The sequence below is a fragment of the Acrocarpospora catenulata genome, assembly GCF_018476525.1.
In the GTDB taxonomy this organism is placed as follows: Bacteria; Actinomycetota; Actinomycetes; order Streptosporangiales; family Streptosporangiaceae; genus Acrocarpospora; species Acrocarpospora catenulata.
Genome location: NZ_JAHCST010000104.1, coordinates 1 through 15,664, shown reverse-complemented (window position 1 = coordinate 15,664; position 15,664 = coordinate 1). Strand labels below are relative to the sequence as shown.

At 68.9% G+C, this 15,664-nt stretch carries 11 protein-coding genes; 4 read left to right on the top strand and 7 right to left on the bottom strand.

What is annotated here, in order from left to right:
- The 3 genes from KIP79_RS44920 to KIP79_RS44910 form a co-directional block, all read right to left on the bottom strand.
- Positions 1–1,038 (bottom strand): serine/threonine protein kinase (locus KIP79_RS44920; protein ID WP_214111199.1); only part of this gene is annotated, 1,038 nt, incomplete at its 3' end.
- A 55-nt stretch (positions 1,039–1,093) separates the two neighbouring features.
- Complete coding sequence (locus KIP79_RS44915) at positions 1,094–2,374, bottom strand: HEXXH motif domain-containing protein (protein ID WP_214111198.1); 1,281 nt, start codon at positions 2,372–2,374, stop codon at positions 1,094–1,096.
- Positions 2,371–3,549 carry an FxsB family cyclophane-forming radical SAM/SPASM peptide maturase gene (locus KIP79_RS44910; protein WP_214111197.1) on the bottom strand — a complete coding sequence of 393 codons (1,179 nt, stop codon included), beginning with the start codon at positions 3,547–3,549 and terminating at the stop codon, positions 2,371–2,373. The genes KIP79_RS44915 and KIP79_RS44910 overlap by 4 nt, the downstream gene beginning before the upstream one ends.
- Before the next feature lie 288 nt (positions 3,550–3,837).
- Here KIP79_RS44910 and fxsA point away from each other — a divergent pair, with 288 nt between their 5' ends.
- From fxsA to KIP79_RS44890, 4 genes are all read left to right on the top strand, one after another.
- Complete coding sequence (gene fxsA / locus KIP79_RS44905; RefSeq protein ID WP_214111196.1) at positions 3,838–4,047, top strand: FxSxx-COOH cyclophane-containing RiPP peptide; 210 nt, start codon at positions 3,838–3,840, stop codon at positions 4,045–4,047.
- 114 nt (positions 4,048–4,161) lie between these two features.
- Positions 4,162–7,743: an FxSxx-COOH system tetratricopeptide repeat protein gene (gene fxsT / locus KIP79_RS44900; RefSeq protein WP_214111195.1), complete on the top strand. Its 3,582-nt coding sequence runs from the start codon at positions 4,162–4,164 to the stop codon at positions 7,741–7,743.
- Between the two features lie 67 nt (positions 7,744–7,810).
- Positions 7,811–8,857, top strand: a complete 1,047-nt coding sequence (locus KIP79_RS44895; RefSeq protein WP_214111194.1) for a hypothetical protein — start codon at positions 7,811–7,813, stop codon at positions 8,855–8,857.
- Positions 8,854–9,990, top strand: a complete 1,137-nt coding sequence (locus tag KIP79_RS44890; protein WP_214111193.1) for a cation:proton antiporter — start codon at positions 8,854–8,856, stop codon at positions 9,988–9,990. The genes KIP79_RS44895 and KIP79_RS44890 overlap by 4 nt, the downstream gene beginning before the upstream one ends.
- Here the strand turns inward: KIP79_RS44890 and KIP79_RS44885 are convergent.
- The 4 genes from KIP79_RS44885 to KIP79_RS44870 all read right to left on the bottom strand — a co-directional run bounded on the left by KIP79_RS44885 (position 9,985) and on the right by KIP79_RS44870 (position 15,435).
- Entirely contained in the window at positions 9,985–12,225 is a 2,241-nt protein-coding gene (locus KIP79_RS44885; RefSeq protein WP_214111192.1) for a P-loop NTPase family protein, read from the bottom strand. The genes KIP79_RS44890 and KIP79_RS44885 overlap by 6 nt on opposite strands.
- Positions 12,222–13,304 carry a hypothetical protein gene (locus KIP79_RS44880; RefSeq protein ID WP_214111191.1) on the bottom strand — a complete coding sequence of 361 codons (1,083 nt, stop codon included), beginning with the start codon at positions 13,302–13,304 and terminating at the stop codon, positions 12,222–12,224. The genes KIP79_RS44885 and KIP79_RS44880 overlap by 4 nt, the downstream gene beginning before the upstream one ends.
- The gene (locus tag KIP79_RS44875; protein WP_214111190.1) at positions 13,305–14,243 is read right to left on the bottom strand and encodes a hypothetical protein; all 939 of its coding nucleotides are present in this window, start codon (positions 14,241–14,243) and stop codon (positions 13,305–13,307) included. It lies immediately after the preceding gene.
- A gap of 133 nt (positions 14,244–14,376) precedes the next feature.
- Positions 14,377–15,435 (bottom strand): adenosine deaminase, encoded by a 1,059-nt coding sequence (locus tag KIP79_RS44870; RefSeq protein WP_214111189.1) that lies wholly within the window; start codon positions 15,433–15,435, stop codon positions 14,377–14,379.
- Positions 15,436–15,664: the final 229 nt, after the last annotated feature.

The window sequence follows — 15,664 nt, the reverse complement described above, 5'->3', positions numbered from 1 at the left end:
CTCGACCCGGGAGGTCGGCGGCGCGGGGGGCGGCGGCTCCGCCGAGGCGGCGACCGTGCTCACCCCCGCCGCCGTGGCCGTGCTCGCCGCCGCCACCGCCGTCTTGGTCCGGGTCGCGATCAGGTGACCGCCACCGCCCGCCACCGCCACCACCAGTACGGCGGTCAGCGCGATCGGCCACCACCGGCGCCCGGGGGCCGCCGGCTCCGGCTCCGCCACGGGCGGCAGGTCGGTCCGGTCGATGGTCAGCGTCGAGTGGCCGACCAGCCGCATCAGCGCCTGGCTCGCGGTCGGCCGGGCGCCCGGCTCCTTGGCCAGGCACTCGGCCACCACCTCCCGGGGCGGCTCCGGCAGCCCGGACAGGTCCGGCTCTTCGTGGAGGACCCGGTTCATCGTGGCCGACGGCGATCCCGCCTCGAACGGGGACCGTCCCGTCGCCGCGTACACCATGGTGGCCGCCCAGGAGAACAGGTCGGCGGCCTGCCCCGCCTGTTCGCCGCGGAACTGCTCCGGCGCCAGGAAGGCGGTCGAGCGCACCCGCTGGGTGCCCGACGCCGCCTCCCACTCCTCGTCCTTGGCCGACTCGTCCACCGCGCGGGCCAGCCCGGCCCCCGTCACCCGGGGCCCGTCCGGCCCCAGCACGATCGTCGCCGGGCGCAGGTCACCGTGCACGTCCCCGGCCTGGTGCACCGGCACCAGCGCGGTCATCGTGGCGATCGCCAGCCGGTGCAGCGCGACCCCGTCGACGGGTCCGTGCGCCTCCAGCGTCGGCCCGTCCACGTGCTCGCTCACCACGTACGGCAGGCCGCCCGAGGTGCCCGCGTCGATGATCGAGGCGGAGTGGTAGGCCGGGCCCGACTGGAGGTTCTCGATCCTGGTGAGAAACTCGTCGGGGTCACGCAACCGGGTCTTGAACAGCGTGAGCGTGACCCGCTCGCCGGAGGGCCCGGCCGCCAGGTACACCGTGCTGTGGTCGTCCTCCGCCAGCACGTCGCGCAGTGCGTAGTCCCCGATCCGGCGGGGTTGCGGATCCGGCATTACCGAGGGTCCTCCGATCACACGGTAGGCCGCCCAGTATGTCGGAAGAAGGAGCTTATTTCATGACACTGCCGTTGAGGCTTTCCGGCGGTGGCCCGACCCGGCCGGGCGCGAGCGCGGCCCCGGGCACAGGTTCGTCGTTCCACTCCAGCAGCACCTTGATCATGACATCGGTGAACTCCCGGCCCATCGGCGTCAGCTCGGCACTGGCCGCCAGCGCCTTGGCCGTGGCCAGCGTCGCCGCCCGCCACTTGGCGAAAAGCCGTAGCGCCGGCAGCCGCAACCTGATGTCCTCCTCCCGCCGGGCCTGCGCGCGCCAGAACCGGGTCACCCCCAGGTGCGCATAGATGCCCTGGAGGAGGGCGTCCGCCGGACGGAGATCCGGGCGCCAGGGCGCGGAGAACAATTGGCCGGACCTGGCCACCGTCAGGTCGAACAGGTCGCAGAGCGCGCCCAGCTTGGCGTGCTGCACCTCGTGCGCCAGTGTCTCGGCCGTGATCCGGGGGCCGGGGGGATAGGACATCGACAACGCGCCGAAGGCCGTACGGGAGGTGGAGCTGAGGCGGGCGGCGCCGTCCAGCGGGACGATCGCGGACAGGATGGTGAGCACCTCGTCGCTGAACTCGGGATGGCCGTCCCGCAGCAGGTGCCATCCCCTGGCCATGCGCTCGCCCCAGCGCTCCGCCTCCGCCGGGGCCAGCCGGTCCCGCAGCACGCGGTCGCCCGCCGGGCGGTAGGGGTCGACGTCGTCGATCGCGAGGGCCAGGGGGCCGAACCCGACCCGGCGGATCGCCTGCCAGTTCGCGTCGTCCAGCGCCAGGTCGCCGGGGAGCGCCACCCTGCCCACCGACCCCGCCGAGCCGTCCCAGCGCAGCCGCACCAGGTCGGTGTCGGTCCCGGGGACGCGGAGTCTGCCGAGGGCGGGCAGATCCACCTGCTCTCCGTCCCGGGGGACCGGCAGGGTCAGCGGCACGCCGGCCCGGATGGCCACGCTCGCCGTCACACCGGCCAGCCGTTCCGGCCGCGCGTCCGCCTCGCCCCGGATCAGCTGCCTGACCGTTGCGGCGGCCCAGGCGCCCACCGTTGGATACATGATCACTTCCCTGGTGGGGCCGGGGTGCGCCCGGTGGACCTCGCACAGCGCGTCGTACGCCTCCGTCGTGACCGGCGCCATCGCGTGCCGCCGGGACCGTGACAGATCAGCGACGGCGCGCAGCAGCAGGAGCACCTTGCTGTACTGACCGGCCGCCAGGGCCGCCAGCGCCGACCGGCCGCCCCGGCCCTGGGCGAGCGCGCGGAAGTCCGCGGCGGTGACCGTGTGCCTGTTCGGTGTCATGACGTTCTCCTGCGCAGGGCGTGTACGTCGGCGGCCAGCCGGTGCCGGATATGGCTGATCAGTTCGAAGAGGTCGGCGCAGTACACCGAGGGGTTGGCGAAACCGTTGCCGCGCAGGTACCGGTGCGCGTAGAGGCCGCCCCCGCAGACCTGGTGCAGCGAGCAGGCCCGGCAGGCGGGGCCCAGCCCCTCGACGCCGAGCTGCCGCGCCACGAACGAGGGCAGCAGCGTGGCGACCTCGAAGGGGTCGGTGTCCACGTGCAGGCCGGTCACCGGGGCCCCCTCGTAGGCCGTCTTCAGGGCGTCGGCCTGCTCGATCGAGCCGTCGGACTCGATGGTGAGCACCCCGCTCGGGCTGAGCCCGATGCCCTCGGTCCGGGACGGCCGCCCGAGCAGCAGGAAGATGATCTCCTCGAACAGCCGGATCCTGGTCCGGCGCGGTATCTCCGCGTACCACTCGTCGAAGATCGGGATCAGCCAGTCGGCGTACGGGCTGGTCTTGCCGTTCGGATCCAGGCCCGGCGGCGGCTGCGTCCAGTTCCCGTGGGGAAGCAGGAAGTCGATGGTCGGCGGGTCGTGGCCGAGCAGCGCCCGATAGGTGATCAACGGGTCGTTGGCCAGGTCCACCGTGCAGAGCAGCCCGGCGAACAACCGCCGGTGGGGTGGGCTGGCCAGCAGGTCGAGGGCCGCGCTCACCCGCGCATGCGATGATCCGCCCCCGCGGGTGCGGCGATGCCGGTCCTGGGCGGCCCGATCCCCGTCGATACTGACCCCGACCCGCACGTCCAGCGCGTGGAAGATCCGCAGGTACGCCTCGTCCAGCCGCATCGCGTTGGTCTGCACGGAGAGGTCGAGCCTGGCCACCGGGATCGTCTCCCGCAGCGTCCTGACGATGCGTTCCATGCGCTCGGGGCCCGCCAGCAGGGGTTCGCCGCCGTGCAGCACGGCCTCCACGTGGGACAGCCGGTGCGTGCGCGCGTGCTCCGCGATCCGCGCCGCGGTACGCGCGACCACCTCCTCCGGCATTCTCGCCGGCTGTCCCCGCCACCGCTGGTCCGCCGATTCGTACATGTAGCAGTAGTCGCAGGCGAGGTCGCACCGGCTCTGAATCTTCAACACGAACGTGCGGAACGGAACCGGCCGCCAGCCCCGCCTGAGCTGTTCGGCCACGTCCATCGTGTCCGGCCATTCCGGTACGCGCTGACCTGCATTGTTCGCTGGATATTCGACCACCTGAGATCGACCGCCCCCCGCGGCTGGAGCCCGGTTAAGATCCACGACAAATGAACAGTGAACGTACTAAAAGCTAGGAAATAGTATTTAATGGAGTCGGCTGGCGTTCCAAGCCATCATTTGATGACATCTTCCGCGACAGGCCGGGATAGACGTGTACCGGGGGTTCCGTGCCGTGGGCGGAGGCGCTGTGGTGGGAGGCGAAGCGTAATGGCCGAATACGGTACGAACGTGCGCGGGGGCACGGAAGCACGCCACTGGACTTCAGAATTCGTCGATCTGTCCGAAGTGGATCCGGCGCTGGTCCGCGAGTTGCCCGACAGCGTCGTCGGTGCCGCGCTGCGCCGCCTGTACGCCGACGCCGGGGCGGGTGAGGGGACCTTCTATTCGGGTTTCATGGCCGTCGTCCCCTGGGACGACGGCTGGGACGACGATGTGTAGTGGACCAGGATCCGCGGCGTCCCCCCGGCTGGGCGATCTCTGTTTATGGCAGAGTAGTCACGCTTCGGAGCCGAGCGGGCGGGCAGGTTTTCCTGCGTGACGAGTGGGGTTCTCATGAATGACGGGACGGCCGACGCCGACGGGACCGCCAACCGGATCATCGTCTTCGACGCGATACGTTCCGGTCAGGGGCGGAAGATGGCGGTGGCCAACCTGTCGGCGCTCCTGGTCGCTTCCGGGAAAAGCGTCCTCGTCGTGGAGGGAATGCCTGACCGGCCCATTCTCCGCCGATACTTCGATCGGTTCACGCATGCTCCGGCGGTGGAATCCGAGCGGCTTGTCCGGGTCGCGCACTTAGCGCTGCCGTCCGGTGAGCGCCTGAATCTGACCACGTCCGATGACCCCCGGTTGGCCGAGCGGGTCGGTTCGAGCGACTATGACCAGGTAATTTTCAGCGACATTCCGCCCGACTCGCCGGTTCTCGCGGGCCTTGCCGTGGACTTGGTCATTCTCGGATTTCCGCTGGCCATGAACGCGATAGCCGACGTACGGGACAAGGTGCGGGAGCTGAGCGAGGCCGGACACCGGGTGTGGCCGATCCCGATGAAGGTCGCCCAGGGATCCGAGGACACACTGGAAAGCATCCGCCGCCTCGCGCAGCGTCAGCTCGGCGGGATTCCGGGAGTCGACAACTCTTTCGACGTCCTTCTTCCCTACGACTCGGACTACTACTTCGACGACGCCCTGATTCTCGACCGGCCCGTCGCGGTGCGCTCCCAGGGGTTCGCGGCGGCGTGCCAGGAGGTCGTCCGGCGGATCGCGGTCCGGGAGAAATCCCGCCAGGTGCTCATCTACCACACCCTGGAGCGCGAGCCGTGGGCGGAATGGCTGGGCGAACGTTTCCTGGCCGAGGGCGCCGCCGTGCGCCACGTGGAGGAACTCCCCGATGACCCGGACCACCGGCCCGAGCTCGCGGACGCGGCGACGGCGGGCAAACCCGTGGTGGTCCTGATCTCGGCACCCGACGGGAAACCGCCCGGCTGGCTGCGCGACGCCGCGGCCGACTCCCCCGAGGTCGAGTTCTACTGGCTCAGGATCGGCCTGCGCCTCGATCCCGACCCCGATCCGAATCCGCCGGTGCGGCAGGTGATCGACCTGGCCGGTGGGGAGGACGTCACCACCGTCCTCGACCGGCTGATCGAGGAGAACCTGCTCTCCTACCTGTCGCGTGACGTCACCGATCCGGCGAGCGGCGCCCGCTACCCGGGAATCCCTCCGGAGGGCAACATCCCGGCCCGCGCCACCGACTTCGTCGGGCGGCACGCGACGCTGCACCGGCTCCGCGCGGACCTGCTACGGCATGGCTCCTGCCTGCTGCACGGCCCCACCGGCCGGGGCAAGAGCGCGCTGGCCGAAGAGTACGCGCGCGTCTTCGGCAGTTGTTACGACCTGGTCTGGCGCATCTCCGCCGGTGAGCGGTGGGGGGTCAGGCGCGGCCTCGGCAAGCTGGCCGTGCGGCTGGGGCTGCGATCGGGCGACGGCTCGGTCCGTACGGTGCTCGACGAACTCGCCAACCGGAAACGCTGGCTGCTCATCTTCGACAACGCCGCCCCGGAGGCCGTTGAGGGTCTCCTCCCCGAGGAGGGCGCCGGGCACCTGCTCTTCACCGGCGAGTCGATGCTTCCCGTGCCCGCCGGCATCGAGGTGGAGCCGTTCACCCCCGAGGAGAGCGTGGCGCTGTTGAGACGGCGGCTCCCGCGTGGGCAGCGGCCCGATGACGGGGAACTGCGGAAGGTCGCCGAGCTGGCCGGCCACGGCCCGCTCGCCCTGGAACTGATCGGGGGATGGCTGCGCCGGCGGTTGGCCGAGGGCCCGCCGGGTCAGCGCGTCGACGCTCACCTGAGCACGTTCCTGTCCCGACACCAGAGCCTGTACCGAGACGACAGCGTCCCCGTGGGCTACCAGTCCATTCTCCGGGCGAGCGTCGAAGACCTGAGCCTCCCCGAGAAGTGGCTGCTCTCGGTCGCCTCCTCGCTCTCCCCGGACGGCATGAGCCTCGAACTGCTGCGCTGGGCGATGATCTCGCGCGAGTCGATGGCCGACCCCGCCCTTGCGAGGGACCCGGAGACCGGTCCGATGCCCGTCCGAGCGGGCCGCGAACAGCTCCAGGTGGACGCGTATCTGGAGACACTCCGCAGGCTGGCACTGATCAAACTGGACCGGGAGGCGGGGTCGGTCCGGATGGACCGCGGTATCGCCGGGTACGTGCGGGCCGAGATCGCCCCTGACCACGTGCCCGCGGCCGACATCGGCCGGCTGCTGGCCAGGTACGCGGCCATGGAGATCGAGGAGACCGGGCCGAGAAGGGGCGAGCGCGCCCGTCGTTTCACCGAGATCGGCCGGCATCTGACCGACGAGGCGAGCGTCCAGACCGTCGATCCCGACGTGCTGCACATGATCAAGGAATATGTCCGGCACTGTCATCGCGCCGACGATCCGTACCTGTGGGTGCTCGCCCGTGACATCGGGATGGCGGCCAGAAGGTTCCTGATGGCGAACAGGGGCGGGTCCGACGAGCTCACCAGGCACGCGGCCGTGATCGGGCTCCAGCTCTCCAACCTGGTGCGCGACCTGGCCTCCGCCACCGGCCACCAGGACGCCCTGGAGCTCAGCCGGCAGGCCGTCGACCTGTTGTCCAGGACCCGCGAGCGGCACCAGCACGACTTCCTGATCGCGGCCGGCACCCACGCCGCCGACCAGCGGATCGCCGGGGAGTGGGCGAGCGCGCACGGCTGGGACGAACTGGCCGTGAGCGGCCTGACCAGGCTGCTCGGGGACGACCACCCGTGGACGGTGCGGGCCAAGCACAACCTCGCGATCTCGGCCTCCTTCATGGGCCGCCCCCACCACGCGCTCCTGCTCGGCCGCAGCCGGTTCAAGGATCTCCGTCGTTTCGGGAACGACGCGGAGGTCTGGGGCACGGTGCGGAACGTCGCCTACTACCTCCGCGTGCTCGATCACGTCGACGAGTCCTACATCCTGCTCTCCGACGCCATCGCGCAGGTCTCCGACCGGACCGATGTCGCCCCGCGCATGCGGCTCAACCTGCTGAGCGGGCTGGCGATCTCCGCCCGGATGCGGGGAGAGCCCCAGGAGGGCCTGTTCCGGGACAAGGAACTCCTGCCGGAGTTCGTCCGCCGGTTCGGGCCCGAGGATCGGGACACGCTCCGGTGCGCGGTGAGCTACGCCGCCGCCCACTACCGGACTGGCGACTCCGCCGAGGCCGCCGAGCACGCCGCGAAGTACCTGCGGATCGCGGCCGACGGCTTCCCGCGCAACCCCATCGGTCCGCTCCTGAAGTGCAACCTGGCCGTCTACCTGGACGATCTCGGACGTACGGAGGAGGCCTGCCAACTCGCGAGAGAGGCCTTCGACGGGCTGAGCGGCACCCTCGGCCCGAGTCATGTGCTCACGATCGGCGCCGGAATCAATTTCGGCAACATTCTCGTCAGGACCGGCCGGATACCCGAGGCGACCCAGTGTTACGCGGAAGCGCGTAAGCGCGCCCTGTCGCTCTTCGGCCGTGAGCACAACTACTGGCGGACGGCCTCCGATAATCTCCGGCAGGTGTCCGGGAAGGAACGCGACGCCGGTCCGTGGCTGGGGTTCGTGGATTTGGAGACGATCATTTTCTGATGGAGGAACGGTGGAGGGAAAAGGTGCTCGGCAACTTGAGGCGATAAGACACGAGATAAATGATCTGGTGGAGCGTCGCATCTGGGACAAATGGTCGTGGATGCATGAATCCGGGGAGTTGCCGGAGGAGAACAAGGGCTATTTTCAGCGGGTCTGCGAGGACCTGTTCAAGGGCGGCAACGCCGACCTGGTCGCTCATCTTGAGGACGAGCAGGTGATGTTCGTCATGTCGGCGGTTCCGCGTGAGCTGCTGGACGACCTCTACGCGGCCCGACGTACGCTGCCGAGCCTGGCCAGCGCGAGCCTGCAGACCTTCTTCCGGCAGGTGGCCGTCACGATCCAGCGGTTGAACGCCGAGATGGAACCCCTCTCGACCGGCCCGCTGGTCAGAGTGGTGATCACCACTGGTGACCTGGTGGTCTGCGTGGCGGTGGCGTTCCGGACGATGATCGTGGCCGTCACCTTCCGTCCGGAGACCGGTCTGGCCCTCGACGCCCAGGTGTCGGCACTCGGGGACGCCCTCGACCGGGACCGGGGGAAGAATCCCGACCTGCGTGGGGGAGACCGGGCCCTGGAGGCCGACCTGGACCGGAGGCCGGAGAGCGTGCGGGGCCGTCCCGTCCGGGAGCGGAGGAACGCGGAGCTGGCCGCCCGGGTCAAGCCGCTGTGCGACGAGAGCCTGTCCCTGGACGAACTTCAGTACGTGGCGGTCTATCGGGACTGGGAGCCAGTCTACGAATGCCACCTTTTCGATGCGCCCGAAATGGGTATGCAGATCCCCCACGGAATGGCCAAACGCTGGTCGATGCGTTTTCGTGATTTTGTGCCCAAAGTCCAGCGGGAGATCGGTGAAATCGGGCATGCCATGTGGCCGTGGAACGACCAGGGTGTCGACCGCCTGGTACTTGACGTGGCATCCGGTGCCTGGTTCATCAAGGCGATCGCCCTGAGCGATTCGGGGGAGGACGAGCTGGTCCACCTGATCGGCGTCACCCTGAACCAGAGGAAAGTGGCCGCGTCCGACGAAGAATTCAGCAAGCTGACGGTTGCCATCCAAGGGCGGCTTCGGTTTTTCTTTGATAAAGAGCCTGAAGTGGGGAGCCAGCTGCGATGAAGTCCGGCGGGGAAGGCACAGCGGTGCTACCGCGTCCGGACGCACACGGGCCGGTGCTGTTGCGCTCACGGACCGCGATCCGGCTGCTCACCGGGCTCGGCATCGTGCTGGCGGGCTGGACGCTGGCCCAGGTCTCCGGACTGACCGCGCTCCCGGCCGAGCCGTGGTACCTGACGGCCGTCACCGTCCTGCTCTCCGTCGGCCTGTACGGCAGCGCCGCGGGCATCCCCCGGAGCGCCGTCCAGGATCTGCGCCTCATCGTGCTCGCGGTCACCGTCGGCGTATTACTCAAAGCCGTCCTGATCGCGCTGCTGGTGGTGCCGGTTTTCGACGAGCCGGGCGCCCCCCTGCTGGCGCTCGCGGTGGCCCAGATCGATCCACTCTCGGTCGCCGCGCTGCTGGGCGACTCCCGCATGTCCCGCCGGGCCAAGGACCTCATGCTCGCCTGGGCCTCGTTCGACGACCCCATCACCGCGCTGCTCACGGTGTATTTCGGAGCCGCGTTCCTCGGCGGTCAGGCACTTCCCGAGGTGCACAAGTACCTGGGCAATCTCGGCTGGAACGCGGCGCTCGTCGCGGCGGTCTTCCTGATCTGGCTGGCCGGTCGCCGGATCGCCGGCCGGCTGCGCGACCCCGGTGCGCCCGGCTGGCGCCGGGCCGGGCTGGCCGCCTCGACCGTGCTGCTGCTGGCCGCCATGGCGGTGGCCGTCGCCAACTTCCTGATGCTGGCCATGGCCGTGATCGGGCTGTTCCTGCGGCCGTTCGCCGACCGGGAGGTCGTGGTCAACCGGACGGTGACCGGCGCCCTGATCGCCGCCACCTTCGCCACCGGAATGGTCCTCGCCGACGGGGTGGACCTGGCCAGAGGGCTGGTGCTCGGGCTGGGGGCGTTCCTCGCGCAGGCCGTCGTCGGCGGGCTGCTGCTGCCCCGGGGGTTCGCGCGGGAGGATCGCGTCCAGATCGCGCTGGGTCAGCAGAACGGGATAACCGCGCTGGTGCTGGCCCTGGCCCTGGTGCCGCTGGTGGGCGACGCGGTGGCCGTCGTCGCGCCCGCGATCCTCGTGGTCAACCTCCTGCATGCCGTGAGCAACGGCCTCTACCGGCGGCGGCTCATCCGGCAGGCCGGGTCATGAGGGGACGGCTGGTGGCGCCGACAACTGGGACGCCAGCTCGTCGCGTACCTCTCGCCGCAGGCGGTTGCCCAGCTGCCGGATGACCCGGAGGTTCTCGGGCGTGGCGTTGGGACCGCGCAGCGGGAGGGACTCCACCGACATCGTGTAGGTGAGACAGATGCGGTCGAGTTCGTTCTCCGCCTCGCGGCCGATCGCGTTCACCTGTCTGACGTCCAGAAGGTAGGTGCTGATCCGCTCGCGGAACTGGTCCAGGACGTTCCGCAGCACCATGCGGATGCCCAGTTCCTGGAGGCGGACCGGATCGGTGAGGGAGGACGGGCGCGGTGAGCCGCTTTGCGGGGCCCGGCCGGAGAGCTGGTCGGCGGTGGCCTTGAAGTCGAACGTGGTCTCCCCGATCCGGTCGAGGACCATGACGGCGTCGTCGAACAGCCGGCTGATGCGCGGCGGCGGTGGGGGCGCGGGTAACCGGCCGGGTTCGGCGCTTTGCGCCCCCGCGCGCAGCTCGCGCACCGTGGAGGTCAGCCGGTCCAGCGCGTTCGCGGTGGCCTGCTGGCGGGTCATCAGGGAGGTGAGCTGGCTGGTGAGGCTCTCCAGCATCTCCTGTCCCGGCCGGACGGCCAGCCGCCGGAACGAGGTGCGGACGGCGCGCACCAGGTTCGACTCGAAGTCACGGTGCGGGAAGGTGATGATCGGTGTCCGGTCGATGCGTTTGGACACCGCCTCCCTGGCGTCCTTGGCCACCACGCCGTGCACCACCAGGACGATGCCGCAGGTCTGCGAGGCCTGGCGGGCGCCCGCCACCTGACGCTGGAAGGTGGTGAAGTCCGCGCGGCTGATGATCGAGTTGTGCACCAGGACCGCGGTCGCGGTCTGCGCGCTCTCCAGCCAGAAGTCGATGGGCTGGTGGTCCTCCACCTGGTGGTCGATGCGGAAGGCCCACTCCTCGTCCTCGAGCAGCCGCGCTATCGACGCCTTCGCCTCGTCGATGCTGAGCGGCTCGTACTCACGCCTGGCCGCCTTCAGGACGTCGTCGTCCGTCAGCGCGGCCCCCGTGCCGACCGACTCGCTGCTCAACGAGAAGAGCCGGAGGGTCTGCCGGGGGTGACCGCTGGTGATCTGGTGGATACGTTCGAAGGCGGCGTCATCCTCGGGCGCCCGGGAGAAGGAGTTCCGCTGCGTTCGCAGTACGCCGAGTGCTTCGGTCGGTTCCAGGAGGCCCAGGGGGATCTCGTGGAAGCGCTCGTGGAGGCTGGCGGGGAGTCGCCGTACCGTCTCGTCCAGGCCGCAGAAGACCAGCAGGCCGCCGGCGTTGACGAAGATGTTCAGCAGGTGGCTGAAGGAGCGGGCGGTCTCCCGGTCGATGCGGGTGGAGTCGGGCTCCATGTCGAGGAACTGCTCAAGCTCGTCGATGATGAGGATGACCTTGCGCCGGAGCTGACCGGGGTTGCGGTGCAGGAAGGCGATGACGCCCATCGCGTCATAGATCTCCGAGTCCTTCAGCTGGCGCAGGTTCATCCGCGCCAGGTCCTCGCTCGGGGGATTGCCCTTGAACCACTCCCAGGCGTCGTCGCTGTAGTCCTTGTGGGCGAGCAGGGTGAGCCCCCGGCTGAACATCTCGTGATCCACGGCGCCGCGCAGCCGCTCGCGCAGGTCTTCGAGCAGGGGGGCGGACGCCAGGCCCAGATGCTGGGCCACCAGGACCGGGTCGAGCCTGCCGATGCGCAGTTGCAGGGGGATGTCGTACAGCTCGTCGTCGCTGTCGAACTGTCCCTTGAAGTGCTTGAAGAACTCCAGGTCCTTCAGCCGCTCGCCCATGACCGCGCCGTAGTAGTCGAGCACCAGCGAGCGGATGCGGTCCTTTCCGAGCTCTTCCAGGATCCGGCGCCGGTACAGGTCGGGAAAAGGGCCCGCCGTCCCGTCGACGGTCAGGATCGTCGGTTGCGAGGCATGCCGCATCGCCAGGCTGCGGATGACCAGGGCGTGGTGGGTCTTGCCCGTGCCCAGCGGGCCGTGGATGGCGAGCGCACGTCCGGCCAGGCCGGTCGCGTCGCCGAAGTCCGAGTCCAGGTATTCCTCGACGAACCTTCTGACCGAAATGACGGTTCTGGTGAGATAAGTGGCTGACTCATCTGTATAGACCGGACCGTCGCCGGACAGGGAGGTGGGTAGCCTCTTTGCGAAGGTGGTGGAGAGAGCCGGGATTCTCGGCTTCTGTGACTCGCCGGACGGATTCACGTCGGCTCCCCCTTGCGTTCCCGAAAATCGGACCGGGCGAAATCCTGCAACAGGGAAGACGGCGAGTTCGCGGCGCTCGGCCTGCCGTCCGGTTCCCCTTCAAGAAGATTAACGCCCATGGCTTCTTTGGCCCGTGCCACGATGCCGAGGAATTCCGAGCTCCTGACCACGGGGGGTTCCGGGGATCGGTGCCGCCGGATGATGTGCTCGCACGCCTGCCGGTAGGTCGCGTTGAGCATGCCGACGGGGGCTGCCAGGTCCATCCCCTTCGCGATGTCCAGAATCGTGTCATCGTCGAAAATCGGAAAGCGGCGGTCTTTTCTGGGCTTCACCCGTGACTGGAGGAACTTGATCCGGTCCGACTCGTCGAGCACCTGGAGGGTGGTGAGCGTCGGCACCTCGGTCCGCAGCTTCGGCGGCGCCGTGTCGAGGTTGTGCTCCATAAGGTAGATCATGCGGGGACGTACCAGTCGGCTGAAGGCCTCGATGAGGAACGCCGGGGTGTTCGGGGGAAAAGTGATGACCAGAATGGAATGGTAGAACTCGAGTCGCTCACTGATGCGGTCGTAGCAGCGTGCGGCCTCGTCCATGATTTCCGCTTCGCGGCGGGCGTGTACGGTGAAGAGCTTCCGGAGCGATTCGGCCACGCTCACGGTGAGCGGGTTCCGCTGGGACTGCTGGACGATCCCGTGGTAGATCTCCCGGATCGAACGGCGGATCTCATGTGCTCGTTCGTCTTTGTCGTGCACGGCCGGGATGTCGGTACGGTTGCTGAGGTCGACCGCGTTGTATCGCTGCCATTCCGTCTCGTTGGTGAACTTGATCTTCCCGCTGAGGCGTTCGTGCGCCCAGTCGATGACGGCGGTGCGGCCGCTCTTCTCCGGGCCGGTGACGAGTGCGAGCAGGCCCTGTCTCCGGTGCAGTTCGATGTCGTCGAGATGGGCGGCGAGTTCGGTCAGGCGCTTGTCGAGCTTGTCGAACTTGACGAACAGGGTGCTTTCTCCGCTGATGGGGCTGATGCGATGGGTCCGCCGGTTGTGCTCGTCGAACAGGTCGAAGGGGTTGTCGATCCTCGTCACTCAGGCCACCCCTTTCCTGGCCCGCCTGTCTGCTTTCCTGGCCCGCCTGTCTGCCGATTTGCGTAGGTCGCCGTGCCATCGCCAGGGACGGTTGAGGGCTTCGATGAGCGGCCTGATGTCCTGGATGAACTTTTCCGTATTGTTCTTGATCGCCTGGTGGCGTTCCTCGGCCTGTCCGGAGGTGATTTTGATGCCCCAGGAGGTGGGGGTGTCGCCGTTGAGTTCCTTGTCCAGGTAGTCCATCAACTCGGTGGTCCGCCGCCAGCCCAGGTGCCGGGCCTGGATGTAGCGGAAGTGCCGCTTCAGCGCGATGAGGGTGTCGGGATTGAACTCGTACGGGTCGTGTTCCTGGTTGGCCACGCCTTCGACGTAGGTCTTCAGGTCGTGGGCGTACGCGTCGGCCAGGTCACCGAGTTTCTGGGCGTCCTCGCGGCCGAGGGTCATGGCGGCGCGCCATTCCGCGCCCAAGAAGACGAGCAGGCCGCCGGCCAGCACCGGGAGGAGGCCCAGGCTCAGATCCAGCAGCCGGTTGCTCTCGGCGGGGAGGCGGAGGTCCTGGTCGGCCTGGATGAAGGCGTCGCAGGCGCGGTCGAAGTCCGTCCTGTGGTCGCGGCGCCAGTCGCGGATGGTCATCGGGCTGGCGGACGGGGACGGGCCGGCGATGATCTCGGGTGGGGCCGGTGTGGGCCGGGCCGTGACGGTGGGGGACGGGGTCGCCGACGGCGTGGGTAATGCGGACGCGAGTCCGAGATTCTCGGCGACTTCTACAAGCTTGCCCCGATTGCCACTGTCGAGGCATATCACGGCCTTCACATCGTCTTGCGGGTTGTCGTCGTTCGCCATGGCGGGGGTCGACAGGAGCGACAGGATGAGGATCGCGCAGGGCCCGCCCGTGAGAAGGGTGGCGAGACTGGTACGGGCGGATCTCCACCTGAGCATGTCACCGTCCACGGCATATCCCCATATGCGAATCCTGTGCTTGATCGACCCCCGGAAAGCGATCGTATGAGGGAATTTCGTGAAACGGGTTTGGTGGAGTGGGTGGAACTTATCCGGCCAGATGAGCCGCCTTCTAGGGCGTGTCGCGATCCGCCGGATACGGCTGGAGGTAATTGTCAATTTCGGCCATCAATGCGGCCTTCTCGGGGGAACCGAGGAAGGAGGCGCGGACGGCGGCGCGGGCCAGGTCGGCGATGCCGTTCTCGTCCAGGTCGAGCAGGCGGGCGGCGACCGCGTACTCGTTGTTGATGGTGGTGCCGAACATGGGCGGGTCGTCGGAGTTGATGGTGATCGGCACGCCCGCCTCGACCAGCCGGGGGAGCGGATGCTCGTCCAGCGAGCCGACCGCCTTGGTGCAGACGTTGGAGGTCGGGCAGACCTCCAGGGTGATGTCGTGGGCGATCAGGTACTCCATCAGGGCGGGGTCCTCGGCGCTGCTGATGCCGTGGCCGATGCGCTCGGCGCCGAGGTGGTGGATGGCGTCCCAGACGGTCTGCGGGCCGGTGGTCTCCCCGGCGTGCGGGACCGAGCGCAGGCCGTTGGCACGGGCCTCGGCGAAGAAGGGGGCGAAGGGGGCGCGGGGGATGCCGACTTCCGGGCCGCCCAGGCCGAAGGCGATCAGGCCGTCGGGGCGCTGGTCGAGGGCGATGCGCAGGGTGGCCTCCGCGGCCTCGCCCGCGCCGAACTCGCCGGGGATGTCGAAGCACCAGCGGAGCATGGTGCCGTGGTCGGCCTCCACGCGGCGGCGGGCGTCCTCGATGATCTCGCAGAACTGGGCGGGCGCGAAGCCGTTGAGCAGGTGGGTGTAAGGGGTGACGGTCAGCTCGGTGTAGCGGACGTTCTGGGCGGCCAGGTCGGTGCCGACGCCGTAGATCAGCGACCAGAGGTCCTCGGGGTCCCTGATCAGGTCGACCACGGCGACGTAGACCTCGATGAAGTGGGCGAAGTCGCGGAAGGTGAAGAAGTCGGCCAAGCGCTCGGGGTCGGCCGGGACCGGGGTGTCGCCCTCGTGGCGCGCGGCCAGTTCGGCGACAGTACGGGGGGAGGCCGAGCCCACGTGATGCACGTGCAGCTCGGCTTTAGGGAGTCCGGCGATGAATTCGCGGTAATCCGAACGTGAGGTCGTGGTCATCGCATGACCGTAACAACGGCCCCACGACCCCGGCCAATTTCTGACAACGATGTGTCAGCTTCACACCCCCACGCGATGCCTCACCCAACCGGCCGACCCCGGAGGGGTCAAAAGGGTGGGTGGGATTACCTCGGCAGCCAACTTCCTACGTGTGAAGCCGACACCCGGGGATTCTGGTTACCGCGGTTCTCCCACCCGCCCGCCCCCTCCATCACCGTTAGGCCCCACC